The 20,562-nt window shown below is 37.5% G+C and carries 18 protein-coding genes and 1 other annotated feature; of the genes, 4 read left to right on the forward strand and 14 right to left on the reverse strand.

The annotated features are described in order from the left end of the window. Position 1: 1 nt before the first annotated feature. The 8 genes from BW727_RS04700 to BW727_RS04735 form a co-directional block, all read right to left on the reverse strand. A complete protein-coding gene (locus BW727_RS04700; protein ID WP_062471863.1) occupies positions 2 to 556 on the reverse strand; it encodes a CvpA family protein in 555 nt (184 codons plus the stop codon). A 4-nt stretch (positions 557 to 560) separates the two neighbouring features. Further along, on the reverse strand, positions 561 to 1,025 hold the full coding sequence (gene zapA, locus BW727_RS04705) for a cell division protein ZapA (protein WP_062471866.1): 465 nt from the start codon (positions 1,023 to 1,025) through the stop codon (positions 561 to 563). Between the two features lie 113 nt (positions 1,026 to 1,138). Beyond that, the gene (pheT, locus tag BW727_RS04710) at positions 1,139 to 3,553 is read right to left on the reverse strand and encodes a phenylalanine--tRNA ligase subunit beta (RefSeq protein WP_062471869.1); all 2,415 of its coding nucleotides are present in this window, start codon (positions 3,551 to 3,553) and stop codon (positions 1,139 to 1,141) included. A 3-nt stretch (positions 3,554 to 3,556) separates the two neighbouring features. Beyond that, positions 3,557 to 4,606: a phenylalanine--tRNA ligase subunit alpha gene (pheS, locus tag BW727_RS04715; RefSeq protein ID WP_062471872.1), complete on the reverse strand. Its 1,050-nt coding sequence runs from the start codon at positions 4,604 to 4,606 to the stop codon at positions 3,557 to 3,559. Positions 4,607 to 4,918: 312 nt separating this feature from the next. Then, positions 4,919 to 5,254 carry a winged helix-turn-helix transcriptional regulator gene (locus tag BW727_RS04720; protein ID WP_062471875.1) on the reverse strand — a complete coding sequence of 112 codons (336 nt, stop codon included), beginning with the start codon at positions 5,252 to 5,254 and terminating at the stop codon, positions 4,919 to 4,921. A 28-nt stretch (positions 5,255 to 5,282) separates the two neighbouring features. Next, positions 5,283 to 5,822, reverse strand: coding sequence for an HD domain-containing protein (locus BW727_RS04725; RefSeq protein ID WP_062471878.1), 540 nt, complete (start codon positions 5,820 to 5,822; stop codon positions 5,283 to 5,285). Between the two features lie 74 nt (positions 5,823 to 5,896). Then, positions 5,897 to 6,637, reverse strand: coding sequence for a TrmH family RNA methyltransferase (locus tag BW727_RS04730; RefSeq protein ID WP_062471881.1), 741 nt, complete (start codon positions 6,635 to 6,637; stop codon positions 5,897 to 5,899). A gap of 69 nt (positions 6,638 to 6,706) precedes the next feature. Then, a complete protein-coding gene (locus BW727_RS04735; RefSeq protein ID WP_062471884.1) occupies positions 6,707 to 8,032 on the reverse strand; it encodes a peptidoglycan DD-metalloendopeptidase family protein in 1,326 nt (441 codons plus the stop codon). A 308-nt stretch (positions 8,033 to 8,340) separates the two neighbouring features. Here BW727_RS04735 and BW727_RS04740 point away from each other — a divergent pair, with 308 nt between their 5' ends. Continuing rightward, the gene (locus BW727_RS04740) at positions 8,341 to 8,625 is read left to right on the forward strand and encodes a DUF4298 domain-containing protein (protein ID WP_062471887.1); all 285 of its coding nucleotides are present in this window, start codon (positions 8,341 to 8,343) and stop codon (positions 8,623 to 8,625) included. 4 nt (positions 8,626 to 8,629) lie between these two features. Beyond that, the gene (locus tag BW727_RS04745) at positions 8,630 to 8,935 is read left to right on the forward strand and encodes a DUF4298 domain-containing protein (RefSeq protein WP_062471890.1); all 306 of its coding nucleotides are present in this window, start codon (positions 8,630 to 8,632) and stop codon (positions 8,933 to 8,935) included. 44 nt (positions 8,936 to 8,979) lie between these two features. Here BW727_RS04745 and pepV read toward each other — a convergent pair whose 3' ends face one another. From pepV to BW727_RS04760, 3 genes are read right to left on the reverse strand one after another with little or no spacing between them, the layout of a single operon-like run. Further along, positions 8,980 to 10,383 (reverse strand): dipeptidase PepV, encoded by a 1,404-nt coding sequence (gene pepV, locus BW727_RS04750; RefSeq protein ID WP_062471893.1) that lies wholly within the window; start codon positions 10,381 to 10,383, stop codon positions 8,980 to 8,982. Between the two features lie 46 nt (positions 10,384 to 10,429). Continuing rightward, positions 10,430 to 11,158 carry a pseudouridine synthase gene (locus tag BW727_RS04755; protein ID WP_062471896.1) on the reverse strand — a complete coding sequence of 243 codons (729 nt, stop codon included), beginning with the start codon at positions 11,156 to 11,158 and terminating at the stop codon, positions 10,430 to 10,432. A 14-nt stretch (positions 11,159 to 11,172) separates the two neighbouring features. Next, on the reverse strand, positions 11,173 to 12,888 hold the full coding sequence (locus tag BW727_RS04760) for a putative polysaccharide biosynthesis protein (protein WP_062471899.1): 1,716 nt from the start codon (positions 12,886 to 12,888) through the stop codon (positions 11,173 to 11,175). Positions 12,889 to 13,129: 241 nt separating this feature from the next. Between BW727_RS04760 and BW727_RS04765 the strand changes: the two genes are divergently transcribed. Continuing rightward, a complete protein-coding gene (locus BW727_RS04765) occupies positions 13,130 to 14,329 on the forward strand; it encodes a LysM peptidoglycan-binding domain-containing protein (protein ID WP_062471902.1) in 1,200 nt (399 codons plus the stop codon). A gap of 46 nt (positions 14,330 to 14,375) precedes the next feature. Here BW727_RS04765 and leuS read toward each other — a convergent pair whose 3' ends face one another. Together leuS and BW727_RS04775 are read right to left on the reverse strand one after the other, a co-directional pair. After that, the gene (gene leuS / locus BW727_RS04770) at positions 14,376 to 16,790 is read right to left on the reverse strand and encodes a leucine--tRNA ligase (RefSeq protein ID WP_062471904.1); all 2,415 of its coding nucleotides are present in this window, start codon (positions 16,788 to 16,790) and stop codon (positions 14,376 to 14,378) included. 70 nt (positions 16,791 to 16,860) lie between these two features. After that, positions 16,861 to 17,055: a binding site (T-box leader), on the reverse strand. Between the two features lie 44 nt (positions 17,056 to 17,099). Next, positions 17,100 to 18,557, reverse strand: coding sequence for a LysM peptidoglycan-binding domain-containing protein (locus tag BW727_RS04775; RefSeq protein ID WP_062471907.1), 1,458 nt, complete (start codon positions 18,555 to 18,557; stop codon positions 17,100 to 17,102). A gap of 85 nt (positions 18,558 to 18,642) precedes the next feature. On the opposite strand from BW727_RS04775, the gene mnmM reads away from it, so the two are divergent. Further along, positions 18,643 to 19,224: a tRNA 5-(aminomethyl)-2-thiouridylate-methyltransferase MnmM gene (gene mnmM, locus BW727_RS04780; RefSeq protein ID WP_062471910.1), complete on the forward strand. Its 582-nt coding sequence runs from the start codon at positions 18,643 to 18,645 to the stop codon at positions 19,222 to 19,224. A gap of 16 nt (positions 19,225 to 19,240) precedes the next feature. Here the strand turns inward: mnmM and metK are convergent, their stop codons facing one another. Continuing rightward, positions 19,241 to 20,443 carry a methionine adenosyltransferase gene (metK, locus tag BW727_RS04785; protein WP_062471912.1) on the reverse strand — a complete coding sequence of 401 codons (1,203 nt, stop codon included), beginning with the start codon at positions 20,441 to 20,443 and terminating at the stop codon, positions 19,241 to 19,243. Positions 20,444 to 20,562: the final 119 nt, after the last annotated feature.

The raw sequence follows: 20,562 nt of genomic DNA on the forward strand, positions 1-20,562 counted from the left end.
CTTATTGGGAAGTGTTAACAATACCCAACCACCAATCATAAACGGTGGTTGATAAATATGGTGTGTTTTGAACAATCCAATTGGCTAATCCACTATTTGTGAATTGGTCTTGGACAAATTCAAAAGGAATAAAGGTTAAAAACTTTAAAAATAAGAAAATGGCTAAGTATTGCATAATAAATCCTAGCAACCCGCCTCCTAAGTAATTAACTTCTCTTAATAGTGGAAGAAAGGTCAATGAATTTAACATATAACCAATAATCCGAGTGATCAACCAACCAATCGCAATAATAAGGAGAAAAGCTAAAGCGTTATAAAAGGCATAATCTAAGTTTAACTTTTCAGCTGTGTTGTAATAAATCATGTTATCATCTATTCCGGGTTGGGAATAAGGGACGAGCATTTCAAGTTTTTCTGAAAGATTTAAATAATAAGCCTTTGCAACAAAAAAGGATAGGATATACCCGATCGTATAGACCACCTGTAAAACCAGTCCTCGCCGAGCACCGGCATATACCCCAATCAGTAATACCACTAAAATAATAAGTGTTAACATCTCATCACCTGTCTTCCCATTTACCCATACGATTTAACAACTTTTCTTTAGACGCATAAGGCATCCCATTTGAGGGTGTCTTTTTTGTCATTAAACGATGTTGAGCAGTTGGTTTTCTGTATGTCATTTTTGGAGGGACGTTTTGTGATTTCTCACTGGGCAATGTATTTGATCTAACTTCTTTCTTGACATAAGCCCTTCCACGTCCTCTTTCTTCTTTTAACCTTTTTATCTCTTCTTTTAATTCATTAATTTCAATTTGTTTCGATACTGCATCTGAAATAGCGTTAATACTCACTAATACCGATCTTTGTTCAATATCTAAATTAGGCATCACTGTTTTAATTTGCATAATTTTTTCATTGGTCAGTTCTGAAACCAATTTTAGATGATCGGTTGGTTTATTCGCTAAAATAGTGTAAGGCCTGCCCGCAATAATTGTTTTAAAACGACGTTTATCTTCACTCATTTTTATTCCTCCTTATGCTACATCCTCTGTATTTTAACACGTTTCCTTATCGTTTACAGTAAATTTGACGCAAGCAACCATCCAAGCACGTTCTGATTGGATGGTCGTTTATATTATCTAAATTCAGCTTGCAACTGGGTACTCAAAGCTAACTTAACATCTTCAAGTGCTTTGTTGATATCTTCATCAACTAGTGTTGCAGTTGGATTTAAGAAAGCTAAGGAATAAGCCATTGATTTTTTGCCAGCTTCTATTCCTTTACCTTGATAAATATCAAATAGGTGGATGTCTGCAAGGAATGGCCCGGCCTCTGCTCGTATTACCGAACGGATGTCGTTATGAGTGACTGTTTCATTGATTAAAATCGCTAAATCGCGGCTTGTACCTGGGTATCGCGGAATTAAACCTTGTGTGACCGTCTTTTTATTGACTGTTAACAGTGTATCTAAATTTAATTCAAATGCGTACGTTTCTTTTAAGTCGTACTCTTTAGCAACACTAGGATGCACTTGACCAAGGTAACCAATTACTTTGTCATCTAGGTAAATTTCGGCTGTTCGCCCTGGATGCATCCATTCAATAGCATCCGTGCTCGCATATTTGATGTGTTTAGATAATCCGAGAGATTCGAAATAAGTCTCTAAAATCCCTTTTACATGATAAAAATCAACAGCAACCGCATCGGTTTGCCAATTTTTTAATTGAACGTTTCCGGTTAATATACCAGCAAGGTGATCAACTTCTTTAGGAAGAGCATCTTGATTATGAGGTAGAAATACTTTTCCAATTTCATAAAATTGAATGTTTGCATTCTTACGTGCGACGTTATAACTTACATTTTCTAATAAACTTGCAAGAAGGTTCATTCGCAGTGTTGAACGATCTTCACTCATAGGCCAAGCTAATCGAATGGCTTCGCCTGGTTCATATGTGTAAGCTTTAGATTTTTCGGGAGTTGTTAAAACATAACTCATATTTTGTGTTAAACCAGTAGCTTGCATATCTTGGCGCGTTTGACGAACAAGCTTTTGTTTTGGTGTTAATTCGCCCAAAGTTGTTTGGATAATTGGAAGTGTCGCAGGTAAATGATCGTACCCGTAAATACGCGCAACTTCTTCAATAATGTCTACTTCCAGAGCTATATCCCATCTTCTTGGAGGAATTGAAACGTTAAAACTATTATTTGATAAGGTATGTTTAAACCCTAATTGATCAAATATCGTTGCAACTTCTTCACTCGTTATTTCTGTTCCGAGCGTTTGATTGATTTTATCGAGACTAATTGTAACAGAAACATCTTTGGCTTCGACTGTTTCCACAGAAGCGGTTCCGCTCATAATCGTTCCACCAGCTAATTCGCTAATCAATTGTGCAGCATAATTACCTGCTTCAGAAATAGTTGCCATATTAATGCCTTTTTCAAAGCGTGCACTTGCTTCACTTCTTAAATTAAACTTTGAACCTGTTTTTCGAATTGCTAATGGATTAAACAAGGCCGATTCTAACGCAACATTAACTGTTTTATCAGTAATTTCAGAATCTAATCCACCCATAATACCTGCTAAAGCAATTGGTTTTGAACCATTGGTAATCACAATATTACCGTTATCGAGTGTTCTTTCAGCACCATCAAGAGTTGTAAACAATTCTCCTTCTGATGCACGTCTAACGCGAATTTCTTTTGAGCCAATCTCATCGTAATCAAAAGCATGTAGAGGCTGTCCATACTCAAGTAAAATATAATTTGTAATATCAACGATATTATTAACAGGACGCATTCCCGCATGCATTAATTTTGTTTGCAACCATAAAGGACTCTCTTGTACTTTTACATCTTTAATGATTTGGATGTGATAAATAGGTGCATCTTCTGGATCATCAACAGATACTTGAATATAGTCATGAACATCTTCTTGGGTCACGGGAAGTTGTGGGGTCTTAAAGGTTGCTTCTTTGCCATAAATAGCAGCTACTTCATGCGCAACTCCGCGCATACTTAGAGCATCAGCACGGTTTGGGGTAATGTCCAATTCTAATATTTCATCATCTAAATTTAGTAACGAAGGCACATCACTACCAACTTCTGCTTCTTCTGGAAGAATGTAAATTCCCTCTGCATATTTCTTTGGAACCACGCTTTCAGGATAGCCTAATTCTTCCAAAGAACAAATCATCCCATTGGAAACTTCACCACGAATTTTACCACGTTTTATCTTTTTATTACCAACAATACGCGCACCATGTAAAGCAACGATAACTTTTTGATTTGCTTCAACATTTGTTGCGCCGCAGACGATTTGTACGGGTTCAACTTCACCAATATCAACCTGGCAGACGCGTAAATGATCTGCATCAGGGTGGTCGACTACTTTTAGCGTACGACCTACTATAATTTTGGATAACCCTTGCCCTAACGGAATCAAATTATCAACTTCAATTCCAGTTCGAGACATTTTTTCCGCTAATTCTGTTGCCGAAATATCTGATAAGTCTAAAAATTCTTGTAACCATTTATACGAAACTCTCATCGCTTATTGCTCCTTTGCCTTGAATTGTTCTAAGAACCGAATATCATTTTGATAAAAATGACGGATATCATCAATGCCGTATTTTAGCATAGCAACCCGTTCTGGGCCCATACCAAAAGCAAAACCAGAATATTTTTTAGAGTCAACTCCAGACATTTCTAATACATATGGATGGACCTGACCAGATCCCAATATTTCAATCCAACCACTTTGCTTACAAACGTTACAACCACTGCCGCCGCATTTAAAGCAGCTAACGTCCACTTCTACTGATGGTTCCGTGAAAGGAAAATAGCTGGGACGCAAACGAATTTCTCGTTCTTCTCCAAACAACTTTTTAGCAAAAATATCAAGCGTTCCTTTTAAATCACTCAGTGTAATATTCTCTGCAACAACTAATCCTTCAATTTGGGTAAATTGATGTGAATGCGTCGCATCATCATTATCACGCCGATACACTCTACCAGGACTAATCATTTTTAGGGGTCCTTTAGTAAAATCGTGCTTTTCCATTGTTCGTGCTTGGACTGGGGACGTATGCGTACGCAAAAGCAAGTCTTCCGTAATATAGAAAGTATCTTGCATATCTCGAGCTGGATGGTCTTTTGGCAAATTCATTTTTTCAAAGTTATATAAATCTAATTCTACTTCTGGACCATCAATCACTTGATATCCCATACCTAAAAATAAGTCTTCAATTTCTTCCATGATTTGAGTGAGAACATGTTTTGTTCCAGCCAGAATTTGCTTACCTGGTAACGTAACATCTATTTTTTCTGCATCAATTGCTTCATGCAAGGCTTTTTCTTCTAACAAGCCTTTTGCTTTTTCAATTTCTTCGGTCAGTTGATCACGAACAGCATTTGCAATACTCCCAATTATTGGACGCTCTTTTGGATCGACATCTTTCATGCCACGCAATGCTTCAGTAATCGGTCCTTTTTTACCTAAATAGGCAACTCGATAACTATTTAAAGTCGTCAAGTCCTCGGCGTCGTGTATTTTATTTAATGCTTCAACACGTAATTCTTCTAATTTTTCTTTTAATTCCATCCTTGATCCCTCACCATCTATATTTTTGCATAAAAAAAATACCTCTCCCTAAAAAGGGACGAGATATCGCGGTACCACCCTTGTTTTGCCTCAAAAGATGAGCACAACACTTCTTTCATTAACGACAAGATTGCCGGGACTTTATTCATTGCAGTCGCAAATTCCAAAGCCTGCTCTGGGAGTGAAATTCTTACCGTTTACGGCAATTTGCTCTCAGTCAAGGCAAATCTTCCTGTGGTCGTGATGCGGTAGGTGGTTCCCGTCAGTGCATTTATAATATTTATCATAATTTATCAATAAAACCAGTTATCGTCAAGTCTCTACTGTTATCCATTTATCTGACCAGTTCTGAATTTCTTTCATAACAACTTCTAAATCTTTTCCTTTTTGTGATAACCCGTACATTACTTTTACCAAGCCTTCTGTTCGTTCTGTTCGAATGACAATTCCTTTTTCTTCCAATTCTTTTAACCGCTCTACTAAAACACGGTCACTGACATCAGGAATTTCTGCTGCTATTTCTTTAAAACGTCGATCACCTGTCAAAAGTACTTCAATGATTAAACCGGACCACTTTTTTCCTAATATCATGAATGCTTTTTCAAACTTTGGACAGATGCATAATGATGTTTCTGCTGATTTTTCCATTTTCTGCACCTCGTTTATGTCATTTGCTTTATTTAATATTAGTAGGAATTGTATTTATAGATAGACTCTGTTTAACCCGTGACCATTGACTTGAAAAAGATTGTTTCATTTTTGTAAATAATGGCGAAATTGCTTCATCACAAGCACAGTATTTATCTACCATTGTAACAATATAGCTCTCTTTGTATTTGGGAAAGGCAATTGTTGCACCCCACATGTGTTTCACGATAATATCTTTTTCTAAATCAGATAATGCGGTTAACTTTTCAGCATTGTCACATGCAATTCGAGGATGCACATAAGCATGCGATCCTTCAGCAAATTTAGTTGAGCGCCAGTCGTAATAAAACAAATCATGTAATAAACCAGCTCGTGCTAAGGCACGTGTGTCACATTTAAGTTTTTTTCCAATAGAGAAACTGCGATATGCAACCGAAATAGAATGATCTAGGCGTGTACTATAATAGTGTTGAGTAATTTCTTTAAGTTGTTGTACTTCATCGCGATCAAGTAAATCACTGATAAGTGACATAAATTCTTTATCTTGTTCCCATTTTTGATAAGTCATTAGCTAGGCTCCTTTTAATCGTTCAAGAGTTATTATACATCAAATTAGATGATTGAGAAGCTTTTTTGCTTTATTTAGACAAAATGATATATTAAAATTCCCGCAGCAATCGCGACATTTAATGATTCCGCCTGTCCATATATCGGAATATAAAGGTTATGGGTCGTTTTACTTAAAATTTCTGTTGATACACCATTTCCTTCATTACCCATTACCAGAGCGATGTTTTTACTTTTTGCTACTTGACGGTAGTCTTTTGCTAAAGGATCAAGAGCAGTCCCATAGACATTCTCAAATTTTTCAACGACACTCAATAGATTTGTACGGTAGATAGGCAAATGAAATTGGCTCCCTTGCATAGATCTCACAACCTTATCGTTATAGGGGTCTACACTCCCGCTTCCAAAAATAACGCCTGTAAAACCAGCTGCATCTGCCGTTCGAACAATTGTTCCGGCGTTTCCAGGGTCTTGAACGCCGTCTAAAAGAATATACTTACCTTGATAAGTTATTGGTAGGTCTTGATCAGGTATTTCTACAGTACAATAGATGCCTTGTGAAGTTTCTGTTTGCGTAAGATTATTCATAACATCATCAGTGACTAATGTAGCTATTTCTTGATGGTTTTCTTTTAGTTTATACAAAAATTTTTCAGTAACAATTATCTCTTCAAGCTTTACTTGGCTCTTAACCGCTTCTAAATACAAATGCTCGCCTTCGATAACATAATATCCCATCTCTTTACGACCTTTTGCGGTATGTAATTTTTTTAACTGTTTTATTTTTTGGTTTTTTATCGAGGTAATTTTTTCCATTACAAACTCTCCTTAACGTTCAAAAAAGCCACTGTCTCTAAAAGAAAACAGTGGCTTCTATAGTATGCATTATAATGAGAAATAATTCAATGGATCAATTCGCACGCCATTTTCATAGACCTCTAAATGGAGATGAACGCCGGTTGATTCACCAGTTGTTCCCATAATTCCTAATTGTTGCCCTTGACTAACTGATTGTCCTGGCGCAACTGATAAAGATGGTGTCATATGAGCATAGAGTGTTTTAACATTATTCCCATTTATGGTGCCATGATTAATTACAACATGGTATCCCCATGAAGGACTAAAGGTTGCAACTTCAACTGTTCCTTCTTTTGCGGCTACAATAGCACCACTACCAGCAAAGTCAATCCCGCCGTGCAAACGGTAGGTGCCATCTATCGGATGGAGTCGCATACCAAATGGAGAAGAGATATAACCAGAAGCTGGATTTATAAATCCGCCAACAGAAACTTCTGGAGTAGAAGAAGTAGGCGCGGACGCGGAATCGACAGATGCCACAAGGTTTCCACTTGCTTGCTCACGGGCAGCAATTTCTGCTTGTTCGGCTGCAGCTTTTTCCTGTGCGATTCTTTCTTTTTCCAGTCTTTCTGATTCAATCCGTTGTTCTTCCGTTGCAATATCCTCACCAATAATTTGAGCTTGTGCTAAAACGTCAGATTGTGTAGCTTCTAAATCTTTTTTCTCAGCTTTCGTCAATTGTGTATTTTCTAGTACAAGCGCAATTTGGTGATTAAGTTCATTTTGTTGCGCGACGATATTGTTTTTACTGACAATGATTTGTTGTTTCAATTCTTCTGCTGCAACTTTTTCTTCTTCTACGAGTTGTTTGGAATCTTCAACTTCTTTTTTGTCATTTTCTTGTTGCGTGACAATTTCTTTGTTCGCTACAAGAAGATGATTAACTGTTGTTACTTTTCCCACTAGATCTGTCAAAGATTCAGCGCTTGCTACAATAGACACGACATCGGTTAAACTTGCTTGTGTTTGAATAACACGTGCTTGATTATTCAATTTTTCAGTCCGTTGTTCAATAATAATTTCTAAAGCTTCAATACGATCTTGTAATGCGTCAATCCGCTCTTCTATTTCATCAAGAGCTTCTTCTTGCGCTTCAAGGTCTAATAAAAGTTCATCGATATTATTTTGTAATTCTTGTACATTGTTCTCTAAATTCCTTTTTTCGTTTTCTAGGCTATTTAACGAGTCTTCTTTTTGGTTTATTTTATTTTGAATTTCTTGTGATTTTTCTTCTAAATGTAGCTTTTCGCTATTTAATTCGTCCAATGTATCTGCTTGTGCTTGGAACCCACCAGCAAATGGAGACAATAAAATAATCGAAGATGCTAAGGCAATATATTTTTTATGCTTCAATGTGTTCTCTCCTTCTTTTTTCAACAGTAATGAGTATAACATTGAAGAATTAAAAAATATGTAAACAGAGTATGACATTTTGGTTTCAAATTTTCGCACATATGTACGTGAATTGTCTTTTTATTGTCTACTTAAGTGAAAAAGTAAGAATTAAGATAGTAATAAATTGTTTTTTTATATTTTTTTCTTTATAGCATGTTACTTTTTGTTACATTTGTAATCTTTCTGTAACAAATATTTTGTATTCTGTCCGAACTTTTGATTATAATTAATGGATAAGAGCAATCTGATCCAAGGAGGTAGAGAAAATGGACGCATTAGAAAGAGTAAAAAGGATGCAGGGTAAACTTACCCAAGCACAAAAGACTCTCGATAACTTTGAAAACTATTTAAAAAAGTTCGAGTCCGAACAAACTAATATCCATTCTTTAATAGACTACTATGGTCAAGACGAATGGCATCAAGACCGGCAAATTTTTAATGATCCGGTTTTAGGAGAAGATCCGGTAAATGATCTCTTAATAGACAACCATCAACTGACAATTAAAATGCTTGAAATTGCTACAAAAATCATAAAAAACAACAGGGAGTGAGAAAATGGAATCAACCGAAAGAGTTAAAAGGATGCAAGCTGAACTTGTCCAAGCAGAACAGCATGTGAAGCAGTTTGAGGAAGCGTTAAAAGAATTTAAAGAGGGACAAGTAATTATAAAAAAAGTAGCGAATTATTACGGTAGCAATGATTGGTACGCAGATAGAGAAGCGCATGAAGGTAAAAGAATGGAAGTAAACTACAATACTTCTATTCTCGGTGAGGATGAACCCTATGATTTATTAATAACGAATCAACAATTAGCCATTCAGATGTTAGAAATAGCAACCGATATGATAAAAAATTTCTAAAAAAATCAGAGCCTCGCTAATATATTAGCAAGACTCTGGTTTTTCTATTTAATCAATTGATAAATAGCATCTGCATAAATCGCTGTGGCACGGAATAAATCATCCAAAGCTAAAAACTCATTTGCTTGATGCATGGTGTCAATACTGTCCGGGAACAAAGCACCGTAAGCGACACCTCTTTCCATCAATCGTCCATAAGTACCGCCACCTATGGAACGTTCTTGCCCTTTTTGACCCGTATGTTTTTCATAGACATCCAGTAACGTTTTAACCAAAGGATCATCAGCTGGAACGTAGTGAGGCTCTTTACCTAAACCCTCTTTTTTAACTGAAACACCAAGTGGTTCTAACGTTTCTTTTATCTTATCTTCTAGAGAGTTTGCATGTACACCTGTTGGATAGCGGAAGTTTAGAGCGATTTTACCCCCATCTTTTTCTGTAAAAGAAAAGATACCGGCATTCATTGTCAATTCTCCCATAATAGCGTCTGTGTGCGCCACACCTAAGTCTCGAGCAGCAAAATCTAAATGAATATAGTCCGTAATTAATTTAAAGTAGGTTGCTGCTTCTCCACCAAATTCAAATTGATTTAAGAAAACAGCTAAATAAGTCGCAGCATTTACGCCTGCTGCTGGGTTCATTCCATGGGCAGATTTACCCACTACTTCAATCGTCACTGTCTTTCCTTCTACAGAGAAAGAGCCAGTTATCGGGTTCGCTTCAATAAAAGTCTTCCAAGTTGTTTTTATTTTTTCAACTTCCTGACTGATAAACACAACTTTTGCATCTTGTGGTACCATGTTTTCACGCATACCCGCTTCAAAATCAATTAGTTGATTCTTTCCACCTTCAAGATTGTTACCTATAGTCACGTACAGAGACTGATTACCTTTTTCGCCGTTAATGATAGGAAAATCTGCATCTGGTGAAAAACCAAAGCCCGGTTTTTCTTCATGCTTAAGGTAATAGTCCATACATTGCCAACCGCTTTCTTCATCGGTCCCAATAATCATTCGCACACGTTTAGAAACGGGCAATTTTAGATCACGGATAATTTTAATCGCATAGTACCCTGCCATTGAAGGACCTTTATCATCACTAGACCCACGGGCGTAAACACGATTATTTTTAATAACAGGTTCAAAGGGATTAGTTTCCCATCCGGTACCAGTTGGTACAACGTCTACATGCCCGAGTACACCCATTAATTCTTCACCTTGACCAAACTCAATATGTCCGGCTAAGTTACCAACATTTTTTGTTAAAAAACCATCACGTTTCCCTATTTCTAAGAAAGCATCAAGAGCTTCTTTTGGTCCTGGACCAACTGGCATCTCAGGTGTCGCTTTTTTGTCATCTCTAACACTGTCAATACGTAAAATGGTAAATAAATCTTCTAAGAGCTCTTCTTTTCGACCCTCTACCTCTTTTGTCCAATTAATTTCCATTGTGGCACATCCTTTTCTAAAAAGTCATAAACTAAGTTTAGCATTTTTACTTGTCTTGTGGCAAAAATTCCTTGAGCTGATCTAGCTCTTCTTTATCCAACGGACGGTATTCGCCACTTTTCAGCGTTTCATCTAACTTTAAACTTGCCATTGATTGCCGTTTCAAATAATTGACTTCCTTCCCACATGCTAAAACCATTCGTTTCACTTGATGAAATTTACCTTCTTCGACCGTGATTAATACCTTGGAAGTCCGATCAGTTTGTTCAATAATTTGAAGTTCAGCTGGTAGACATTTATAGCCATCTTCCAAGACAATTCCTAGCTTGAATCGTTCTATATCTTCCAGATCCATCACACCCACTACTTCTGCGTAGTATGTTTTTTTGACGTGCTTTTTTGGTGATAATAAAAAATGAGCAAGCTCGCCATCATTCGTTAACAATAATAATCCTTCTGTGTCCTTATCTAACCGCCCCACTGGGAAAGGATTGAAATGCTGTTCTTCTGGCTGCAATAAGTCAATAACCGTTTTTTGAAAATTATCTTCAGTTGCACTTAAATAACCGGCTGGTTTATTCAACATCAGATATATGAATTCTTGATAAGTAATCGTTTCCCCGTTTACAGAAATATGGTCTTGATTTAAATTGAGAATGTAATCTCCTTTTTTGACTACCTGATCATTAACCCTGACAACTTTCTTTTTTAACAATTGTTTGACTTCTTTCCGACTCCCAAATCCCGTATGAGATAAAAATTTATCTAAGCGCATTTAAGAACCACCTTTTACTTTATTTTGAATTTCTCTCGTAAGGAACCGACACGTTCTCCCAAGACTTTATCTGCAATTCTTAACTTAAGAACGAGATAGATATAAACCGCTCCGCCAACAGCTGCGATAATGAGAACTAGAAGTAATGCAAATATTTTACGATCGGGAGTGATAAATACTTGTAAAAGACGATTTGTTACATGCGAAATGATATACATATAACCAGTAGCTAAACTTATTAAACCAATGGTTTTACTTGTTTCTCTTACGTTAAAAGGAACTAACCGATATACTTTAATAAAAGATAAGACCGCTGTTACAATAAAACCGATGCTTGTGGCATATAGAGCACCTGCTGAGCCAAATATAGCGAGTAGAGGGTATTGTATAATCAATTTTACACCTAGGCCTATAAGGAGGTAAATAATGGCTTCTGTGTGCTTTCCAAAAGACTGTAAAATGGAAGACACAATTGTGAAAGCTCCTAAAATAATCGCCATCATAGATGCAATTGATAACATGCGAACGCCAATTGGCGACACGTCAGATATCGCATAGAAGACGTTATAGATAGGACGTGATACAACCATCATTCCGAATGCAGCCGGGAACATCACAAACGAAAACAGCTCAAAGATTTGGCGAATTTGATTACCTAACGCACGTTTATTTCCTTTCACATAATTTTCTACTAGAAGTGGGATGGATGTTGCTGCCATTCCTACTGCTAGGGATATAATAATCATAATGAGTTTATCGGCATTGAAACTAAACAAACCGTATAAGGTACTAATAATTTCTTTATTATAATTTGTTGTCTGCAACATAATGGGTTCAAAGGTAAATTGATCAATTAGTTTCGCAAATGTGATACCAGATCCGATAATAATGAAAGGAATTGATTCACGCACCATTTCTTTAATAGCGTCTTTAACATTCACATTATCACCAGAGGTATCCGCCGCAATCATCTCTCCATATTTTTGCATATGTTTGCGATAATACCACATTAAGACTACTAAAGAAGCAGCAGCACCAACAAAAGCTGCAAAAGTAGAGTGCGCAACTGCAGTTGGAAATTGACCGTTTAATACTTGCATCACAATAAAGGTTGCTAAAAGGATGTAAGCAACCCGAACAAGTTGTTCCACAACTTGCGTAATCGCTGAAGGCACCATATTTTGATAACCTTGGAAATACCCACGAATTAAACTCATAACTGGAACAATCAACAAAGCAGGCGCCAACGATCGGATAACCAGTGCATTGGCTTCAACAGAAACACCTGGACTTCTCGCACCAATTATCGGAGCGAGTGCAAACATAATAATGGCACTGATAAGGCCGGTTATTACCATTAATAATGTGCTCTTTTTAAAAAGCTCCTGTCCCTTTCCATATTCACCTTTTGCATTATACTGGGCGATTTGTTTCGACATAGCTGATGGAAAACCAGCAATACCAATTGCTAAAAAAAGTTGGTATGGTGTGTAGCCAATTGCGAATAATGCATTCCCCATATCTGAGCTTGCGCCCATCATAGCAGTCCAAGGAATAATATAAAGGGCTCCTAGTAACCGCGAAAAAATACTTCCAAAAGTCATCCAGAAAGTTCCTTGAACCATCTTATCGCCGTCATCATTGTTATTTCTTGGCTCTTTATCGCTAGGTAGTTCTACTTGTGTTGTCTCTAAAGCTTTTTTTTGCTGTATTATTTCATCTTTTGGCATTTTACAACCCTCAATTTTTATTTTTTTATGGATTCATATCATTTTACCAGACAACACAGTGTTTTCAAATTACAATTCCAACGAATTGCAGTTAAGAATCATTAAAGATTGGTAAACAACACAATTAAAAAATGTGTTTAATAACTACCAAATAAGATGTATAATAAAAGTGAGGAAAGATTTGTTGTTCTTTTCTTAGTCTTGACGCGGGTATTAGTTCAAATAGAAAAGAGGGACTGACATGATTAAGCGTAGCTTGAAGTTTTTCGTTACTATTTTCTCATTCCTGACCTTTTTCCTTTATCTAAGTCCTATTGTGCAAGCAGCCTCCTCACAATTCATTATCCAAGGAAATACAAATGAGAAAATCATTGCCTTGACCTTTGATGATGGTTCTGACGGGACAAACTTTGGATCTATTCTAGATATCTTATCCCAGCATGGTATTAAAGCCACCTTCTTCTTAACTGGTTCTGGAGCTAGCGCGCATCCGCAGCATGTTAAAAAAGCTGTTTTTGCTGGACACGACATCGGCAACCATTCCTATGACCACCCCGATTTTACTACCATTTCAAAAACGGAAATACTTTCTCAACTTTCACAAACAGAAACTATTATAAAAAGTTTAACAGGCCAAACTACTAAACCTTATTTCAGAGCACCTTACGGAGCAACCAATGCGAGTGTTTTAAAAATTGTTGGTGACGCTGGTTATACCTACACATTCCACTGGACCATTGATTCTCTAGACTGGACGGGTAACAGTGCGACAACCATTCAAAATCGGGTCATGAATAACCTACAACCCGGTACCATTCTATTAATGCATACCGGATATGGTGCTACGGGAACCTTGCAAGCATTAAAGACACTTATTCCCCAATTGAAAAATAAAGGATACAAGTTTGTGACCGTATCACAACTGTTAGGTATCCAATCACCACCAGGAGTTGGAAATACCTACACCGTTAAAGCTGGTGACACCCTATATGCAATTGCGCTTCGCTATGGTGTAACAGTTACCCAACTTGCTAATGCTAACAAGATTACCAATCCAAACCTCATTCGCGTTGGACAAACACTTACGATTCCAGGCGGTACGAGCACACCAACTCCCCCTGCCACTCCAAGTCTTCCTTCAACTACTTATACTGTAAAAGCTGGTGATACCCTATATGCCATTGCAGTTCGCTATGGAGTAACGGTTACCCAACTTGCTAATGCTAACAAGATTACTAATCCAAACCTCATTCGCGTTGGACAAATAATCAAAATACCGGGAACAAGTAGTGCACCAATAACACGTACCTACACAGTTAAATCCGGAGATACCTTGTATGCGATTGCCAATAAACTAGGAACGAGCGTAGAAAATCTAGTCCGTAAGAACAATATAGCTAATCCTAATTTGATTCGTGTTGGACAAGTTCTTCAATATTAAAATAACAAGGAGTAGGAAAGCATATCCTACTCCTTGTTATTTTGGGTTAATTTGCGACGATATTTACGAGTTTACCAGGGACTGCAATGACTTTGCGAATTGTTTTATCAGTAATCATTGCTTGTATTTTATCATCTGCCATTGCCATTTCAGTTAGTTCTTCTTTTGTAGCATTGATGGCAACTTTTTTACGTGCACGTACTTTCCCATTTACTTGAAAGATTACTTCCACTTCATCTTCCTGCAAAAGACTTTCATCATATGTAGGCCAAGCGATAGTTCCGATGCTAGCGGTATGCCCTAATTTTTTCCAAAGTTCTTCTGCTATATGTGGCGCAATAGGAGCTAGTAATTGAAGGAAGCCTTCCATGTATTGAATAGGTAGCGCCTCCGCTTTATTAGCTTCATTTACAAAAATCATCATTTGTGAAATAGCCGTATTAAAATGTAATTGCTCGTAGTCTTCTGTAACTTTTTTAACTGTTTGGTGATAGAGTTTGTCTAAATTACCAGGATTAACATTGGTTATGCGGTCGCGAACCTTACCATTCTCATCAATCATAAGACGCCACACCCGGTCAAGGAAACGACGGCTAGCTTCAATTCCATTTTCACTCCAAGCAGTACTTGCATCTAGTGGCCCCATAAACATCTCATATAAGCGTAAGGTATCTGCCCCGTGTGATGTTACAATATCATCTGGGTTTACTACATTCCCTTTCGATTTTGACATTTTTTCATTATTTGTTCCTAAGATCATTCCTTGGTTAAATAATTTTTGGAATGGTTCTTTTGTTTTAACAATGCCAAGGTCGTAAAGGAATTTATGCCAGAAACGCGCGTAAAGCAAGTGAAGAACTGCGTGTTCTGCTCCCCCAATATACAAATCAACATTTTGCCAGTAATCCAATGCTTCTTCTCCAGCTAATGCAGAATCGTTACTTGGGTCCATGAAACGTAGGTAATACCAAGAGCTACCGGCCCACTGAGGCATAGTATTGGTATCACGACGTCCTTTCATACCGGTTTTGGGATCCGTTACATTCACCCACTCTTCTATGTTCGCGAGTGGTGACTCTCCGGTACCACTTGGTTTGATTTTATCGGTTTTAGGTAGTAAAAGTGGCAGTTCTTCTTCCGGAAGCGTAGTTGTCGTGCCATCTTCCCAGTGAATCACTGGAATTGGTTCTCCCCAATAGCGTTGGCGCGCGAATAACCAATCACGTAGACGGTAAGATACGACCGCTTCCCCGACTCCATTTTCAACCAACCATTCATTCATAGTCTTAATAGCTGTTTCTTTATCCATTCCATCCAAAAAATCAGAATTGATATGTGGACCATTACCGACAAACGCTTCTTTCGAAACGTCGCCTCCTTCAAGAACCGGTATAATTTCTAGACCAAATTGTTTTGCAAATTCATAGTCTCGTTGATCGTGAGCGGGAACAGCCATAATAGCACCGGTTCCATAAGTTGAAAGAACGTAATCAGATATCCAAATTGGAAATTCTTTCCCATTTACAGGGTTAATAGCATAAGCACCGGTAAAGACACCCGTCTTTTCTTTGGCTAGCTCTGTCCGCTCTAAATCACTCTTAGTAGCAATTGAATCAATGTAATCTTGGACTTTTTCACGTTGTTCATCACTGACAATTTCTTGTACCAATGGTAATTCCGGAGCCATAACAGCATATGTAGCACCAAACAAGGTATCTGGGCGTGTTGTAAAGACTTGGAAGGATTTATCTGTATTTTTGATTTTAAACGTTACATTTGAACCTTCTGAACGACCAATCCAATTACGTTGCATATCCTTAATGCTTTCTGGCCAGTCTACTAATTCCAAATCATCTAACAAACGATCTGCATATGCGGTGATTTTTAACATCCATTGCCGCATAGGTTTGCGATATACTGGATAGCCACCACGTTCGCTAACACCATCAACAATTTCTTCATTTGCCAATACGGTTCCTAGTTCTGGACACCAGTTTACAGAGACTTCTGCCTCGTAAGCTAAACCTTTTTCAAAAAGTTTAGTAAAAATCCATTGAGTCCATTTGTAGTAATGAGGATCCGTCGTATTAATTTCTCGAGACCAATCATAACTAAAGCCAAGGGACTGAATTTGGCGTTTAAAGGTTTGGATATTATGGGCTGTAAACTCTGCTGGATCATTTCCGGTATCAAGTGCATATTGTTCTGCTGGTAATCCAAACGCATCCCATCCTATTGGATGAAGAACGTTAAATCCCTGAGATCGTTTCATGCGTGCTAAAATATCGGTTGCTGTATAACCTGAAGGATGTCCAACATGCAATCCTTGTCCTGATGGGTAGGGGAACATATCTAAAATATAGTACTTCGGCTTATCAGAATGAGATTCTGTTTTAAATGTTTCGTTGTCACTCCAATATTTCTGCCATTTTTTTTCAATTGCTTGATGATCATAAGCCATTTTTTAATCTCCTTTAAAATTTTTTATTTGTGTAAACAAAAAAACCTATAGGCTCCCCCCCTTGGAGAGTCTATAGGACGAACATTTCGTGGTACCACCTATATTTAAACTTATCATGCCTATAACGTAGCGACACGGCTTTACTTACTTTTAATTCAGTATAGCGACTACTGAGGTGAGTTCAAAAATGTCATCCATGCATTTTCACCGACCATGCACTCTCTTGGGGAATCAATTGTTTACTAGTCCTAGTCAAAGTCTTTATTACTTTGTAATTATAGCAGTTTCATTCATTATTTTCAAATAAGGTTATTTAATGCGTAAGTTTTGGCCTGGATAAATCAGGTTACTCGTTACATCATTCCATTCAATTAACTGCGTTAAAGAAACATTATTTTTTCGTGCAATCGAGTACAGTGTATCTCCACTTGTAACGACATAGGAGAAGGTTTCTTGTACAGCATCATTCACAAGGGATTCTTCAGTCCTGTTTGACTGGCTAATTAATAAGGTTTGCCCTGGAACGATAAAATCAGTCGTTAACTCATTAGCTATTTTTAAATCTGATAATGATATTCCAAATCGCGCAGCAAGGCTATATAAAGTATCACCGCTTTGAATGGTGTAGGTCTGACCCATCTCAACGAGTTCATCGGGAACAGTTGGTTTAGCAGGTGGTTCTTCAACGCTGACTGCTTCTTTAATAAATAAGACTTGTCCTGGGTAAATAAGGTCTGAGTCTAATTGATTAATTTCTTCTAACTGAGATAAAGACATACCAAACCCTTCAGCAAGGCTATATAAAGTGTCACCACTCACAACCGTATATGTGCTTTCCGGAGAAACAACCGGATTTGAAGCACCCTCCTCTACGGAGTTATTTTCTATTTGATTGCTTACTTCTGTGGAAGCCAATGTAAGTAATTGACCAGGGTAGATAATATCGTTATCTAATCCGTTCCAATTTTTAATTTGTTCAATAGAAACACTATATTCTTGGCTAATGGCCCAAAGGGAATCATTTTCTTTGACTTGATAGGTATCTGAAATTTGTACTAAAACATCTGATTCTGGTACTGAGGGGATTGCTTGCTCTTCTTCGACGCTATCGTAAATGTCTAACTCATTTGTTTCAATAATTTGATTTAATTTAACATCATAAGCACTGTCGGTTGCATAACGACCAGTCAGATATTGTGTTGCATCTTGGTAAGTTTCAGTATTACTTTTCCAAGCACCGCTATAATAATTTGGATCCCAGCTTGTGCCATTTTTTAAAACTTGGGCATAATCTTCTAAGGACTCAGAATAAGATGGGTATTTTCTAAATCCAGCTTCAATTTGGTAATAATTTTGATTACCACTATCTTCTAAAGTCGGCATGATAGCCGTTTCTCCGTTATAATTACCTTTGATACCAAAGAGATTATAATTTGGTTCAGATGCTAAACTACTTTGCCCCCAACCACTTTCAAGAATCGCCTGTGCCATCATAACCGAAGCATATAAATCATTCTCTGCTGCAATTTCAGTTGCAGGCGAAGTAATCGAATCTAAAAAAGGATGAACCGTACTCACCTTCAGCGGAGATGGAAACTGGCTACTCGCCGCTACTTCTGGTACCGAGGCGACTATAGTTGAGACAAGAACAGAAACGCCCACCAGAGAAACAACCTTCATTTTCCTTTTTTTAATAATATCTAACTGGTTTTTTGATATTTTCAAGTTAACAATCCCACCTAACTGATATTTTTTATACTTTTCCATTATAATAGTTCTAAGTGAATAAAAGCATGACTTTTGAAAACTGTTATAATTGTCATTGTTTTGTAATATTTAAGGAGGAAGATTCGTGCTAGAAAAAGCCATCGATTTTAGTCATTCTTTACTAAAAAAAACAGTTGTACCAGGAGATATAGTGATTGATGCTACCGTCGGAAAAGGCAACGACTCGCTACTATTAGCAAGTTTAGTTGGTCCTTCAGGTAAAGTAATCGGATTTGATATCCAAGAACAAGCGATAAAGCAAACAAAAGAAAAATTTCTACTAACAGGTTTAAGTGAGCGTTTAGAATTGCATCAAACGAGCCATGAACATGCACATACCTTTATTCCAGAAAACAAAGCCATTGGAGGTGTTATCTATAATCTTGGTTATCTACCGGGTGGAGACAAATCGATTACAACGACCTACCAGTCGACTTTAACCAGTATAAAGCATTTGTTGCCTTTATTACGCGTTGGTAGTCTAATGGTACTGGTTGTATATAGTGGGCATCCAAATGGCCTAAAAGAGAAAGAGATGCTCTTAAACTACGTTAGTGGCCTAAATCAAACGGACTATACCGTTCTTTCATACCAATTTATTAATCAACAGAACCACCCACCCTTCGTTATTGCAATTGAAAAACGTAAAAAGAAGCACCCTATTTAAAAAAGGATGCTTCTTTCTATGCTAATCCAAGTTCTTGTTTCAGAACGTCAATTTTGTCTGTTACTTCCCATGTAAACTCTTCATCATTACGACCAAAATGACCATAAGCTGCTGTCTTTTGGTAGATGGGGCGACGTAAATCCAACATTTTAATAATGCCCGCTGGTGTTAAAGAGAATAGCTTGCGAATTGCAGCAATCAATCTTTCTTCTGAGATTTCACTTGTTTCAAAGGTATCGACAGAAATAGAAACTGGTTCAGCAACACCAATAGCATAAGCTAGCTGGATTTCACACTTAGTTGCAATACCTGCTGCTACAATATTTTTAGCAATATAACGTGCTGCATAACTTGCAGAACGATCCACCTTTGTGGCATCCTTACCTGAAAAAGCCCCACCGCCATGGCGTGCATAGCCTCCATAGGTATCCACAATTATTTTACGACCAGTTAAACCAGAATCTCCTTTTGGACCTCCAGTTACAAAACGACCAGTTGGATTAATATAGTATTTGGTTTCACTGTCCAATAGATTTGCTGGAATGACTGCTTGGATAATTTTTTCCATAGCATCGTATTTGAGTGTTTCGTAAGTGACTAACTCGTCATGTTGTGTACTCAAAACGACGGTGTCGACACGAAATGGCTTATCATTTTCGTCATATTCAACTGTTACCTGTGCTTTGCCGTCTGGGCGTAAGTAGTCCATCGTGCCATTTTTTCTAACTTCAGCTAAACGTCTTGTCAATTTGTGACTCAAACTGATTGGGAGTGGCATAAGTTCTTCGGTTTCATTAATAGCAAAACCGAACATAAGTCCTTGGTCACCTGCACCAATTGTTTTTTCATCTGTTTGTAAAACAGTTTCGTCATCTCTTGTTTCTAATGAATGATTGACACCTACAGCAATGTCGTCAGACTGTTCATCTAGTGCGACCATTACCGCTAGATTTTCAGCGTCAAAGCCATACTTACCGCGTGTATAACCAATTTCGGTTACAGTATCACGGACAACTTGCTGGATATTCGCATAAGCGGTTGTGGTCACTTCACCAAATACAAAAACAAGTCCAGTTGTCACAACTGTTTCACACGCAACGCGTGCTTGTGGATCCATAGATAATAACTTATCTAAAATTGCATCACTAATTTGATCAGCGATTTTATCTGGATGTCCTTCTGTTACTGACTCTGATGTAAATAATCTTTTTTCTACCATTTATATTCCCCCATTTTTTTGGTTACAAGGCTCTCCTTTTACTGGATCCTATCGGGATATTGCTCTCGGCCTTTAAAATTGCAATAGTTATACTATACGCTTTTCAAGTAGAAAATGCA

The organism is Jeotgalibaca dankookensis, from assembly GCF_002005405.1.
In the GTDB taxonomy this organism is placed as follows: Bacteria; Bacillota; Bacilli; order Lactobacillales; family Aerococcaceae; genus Jeotgalibaca; species Jeotgalibaca dankookensis.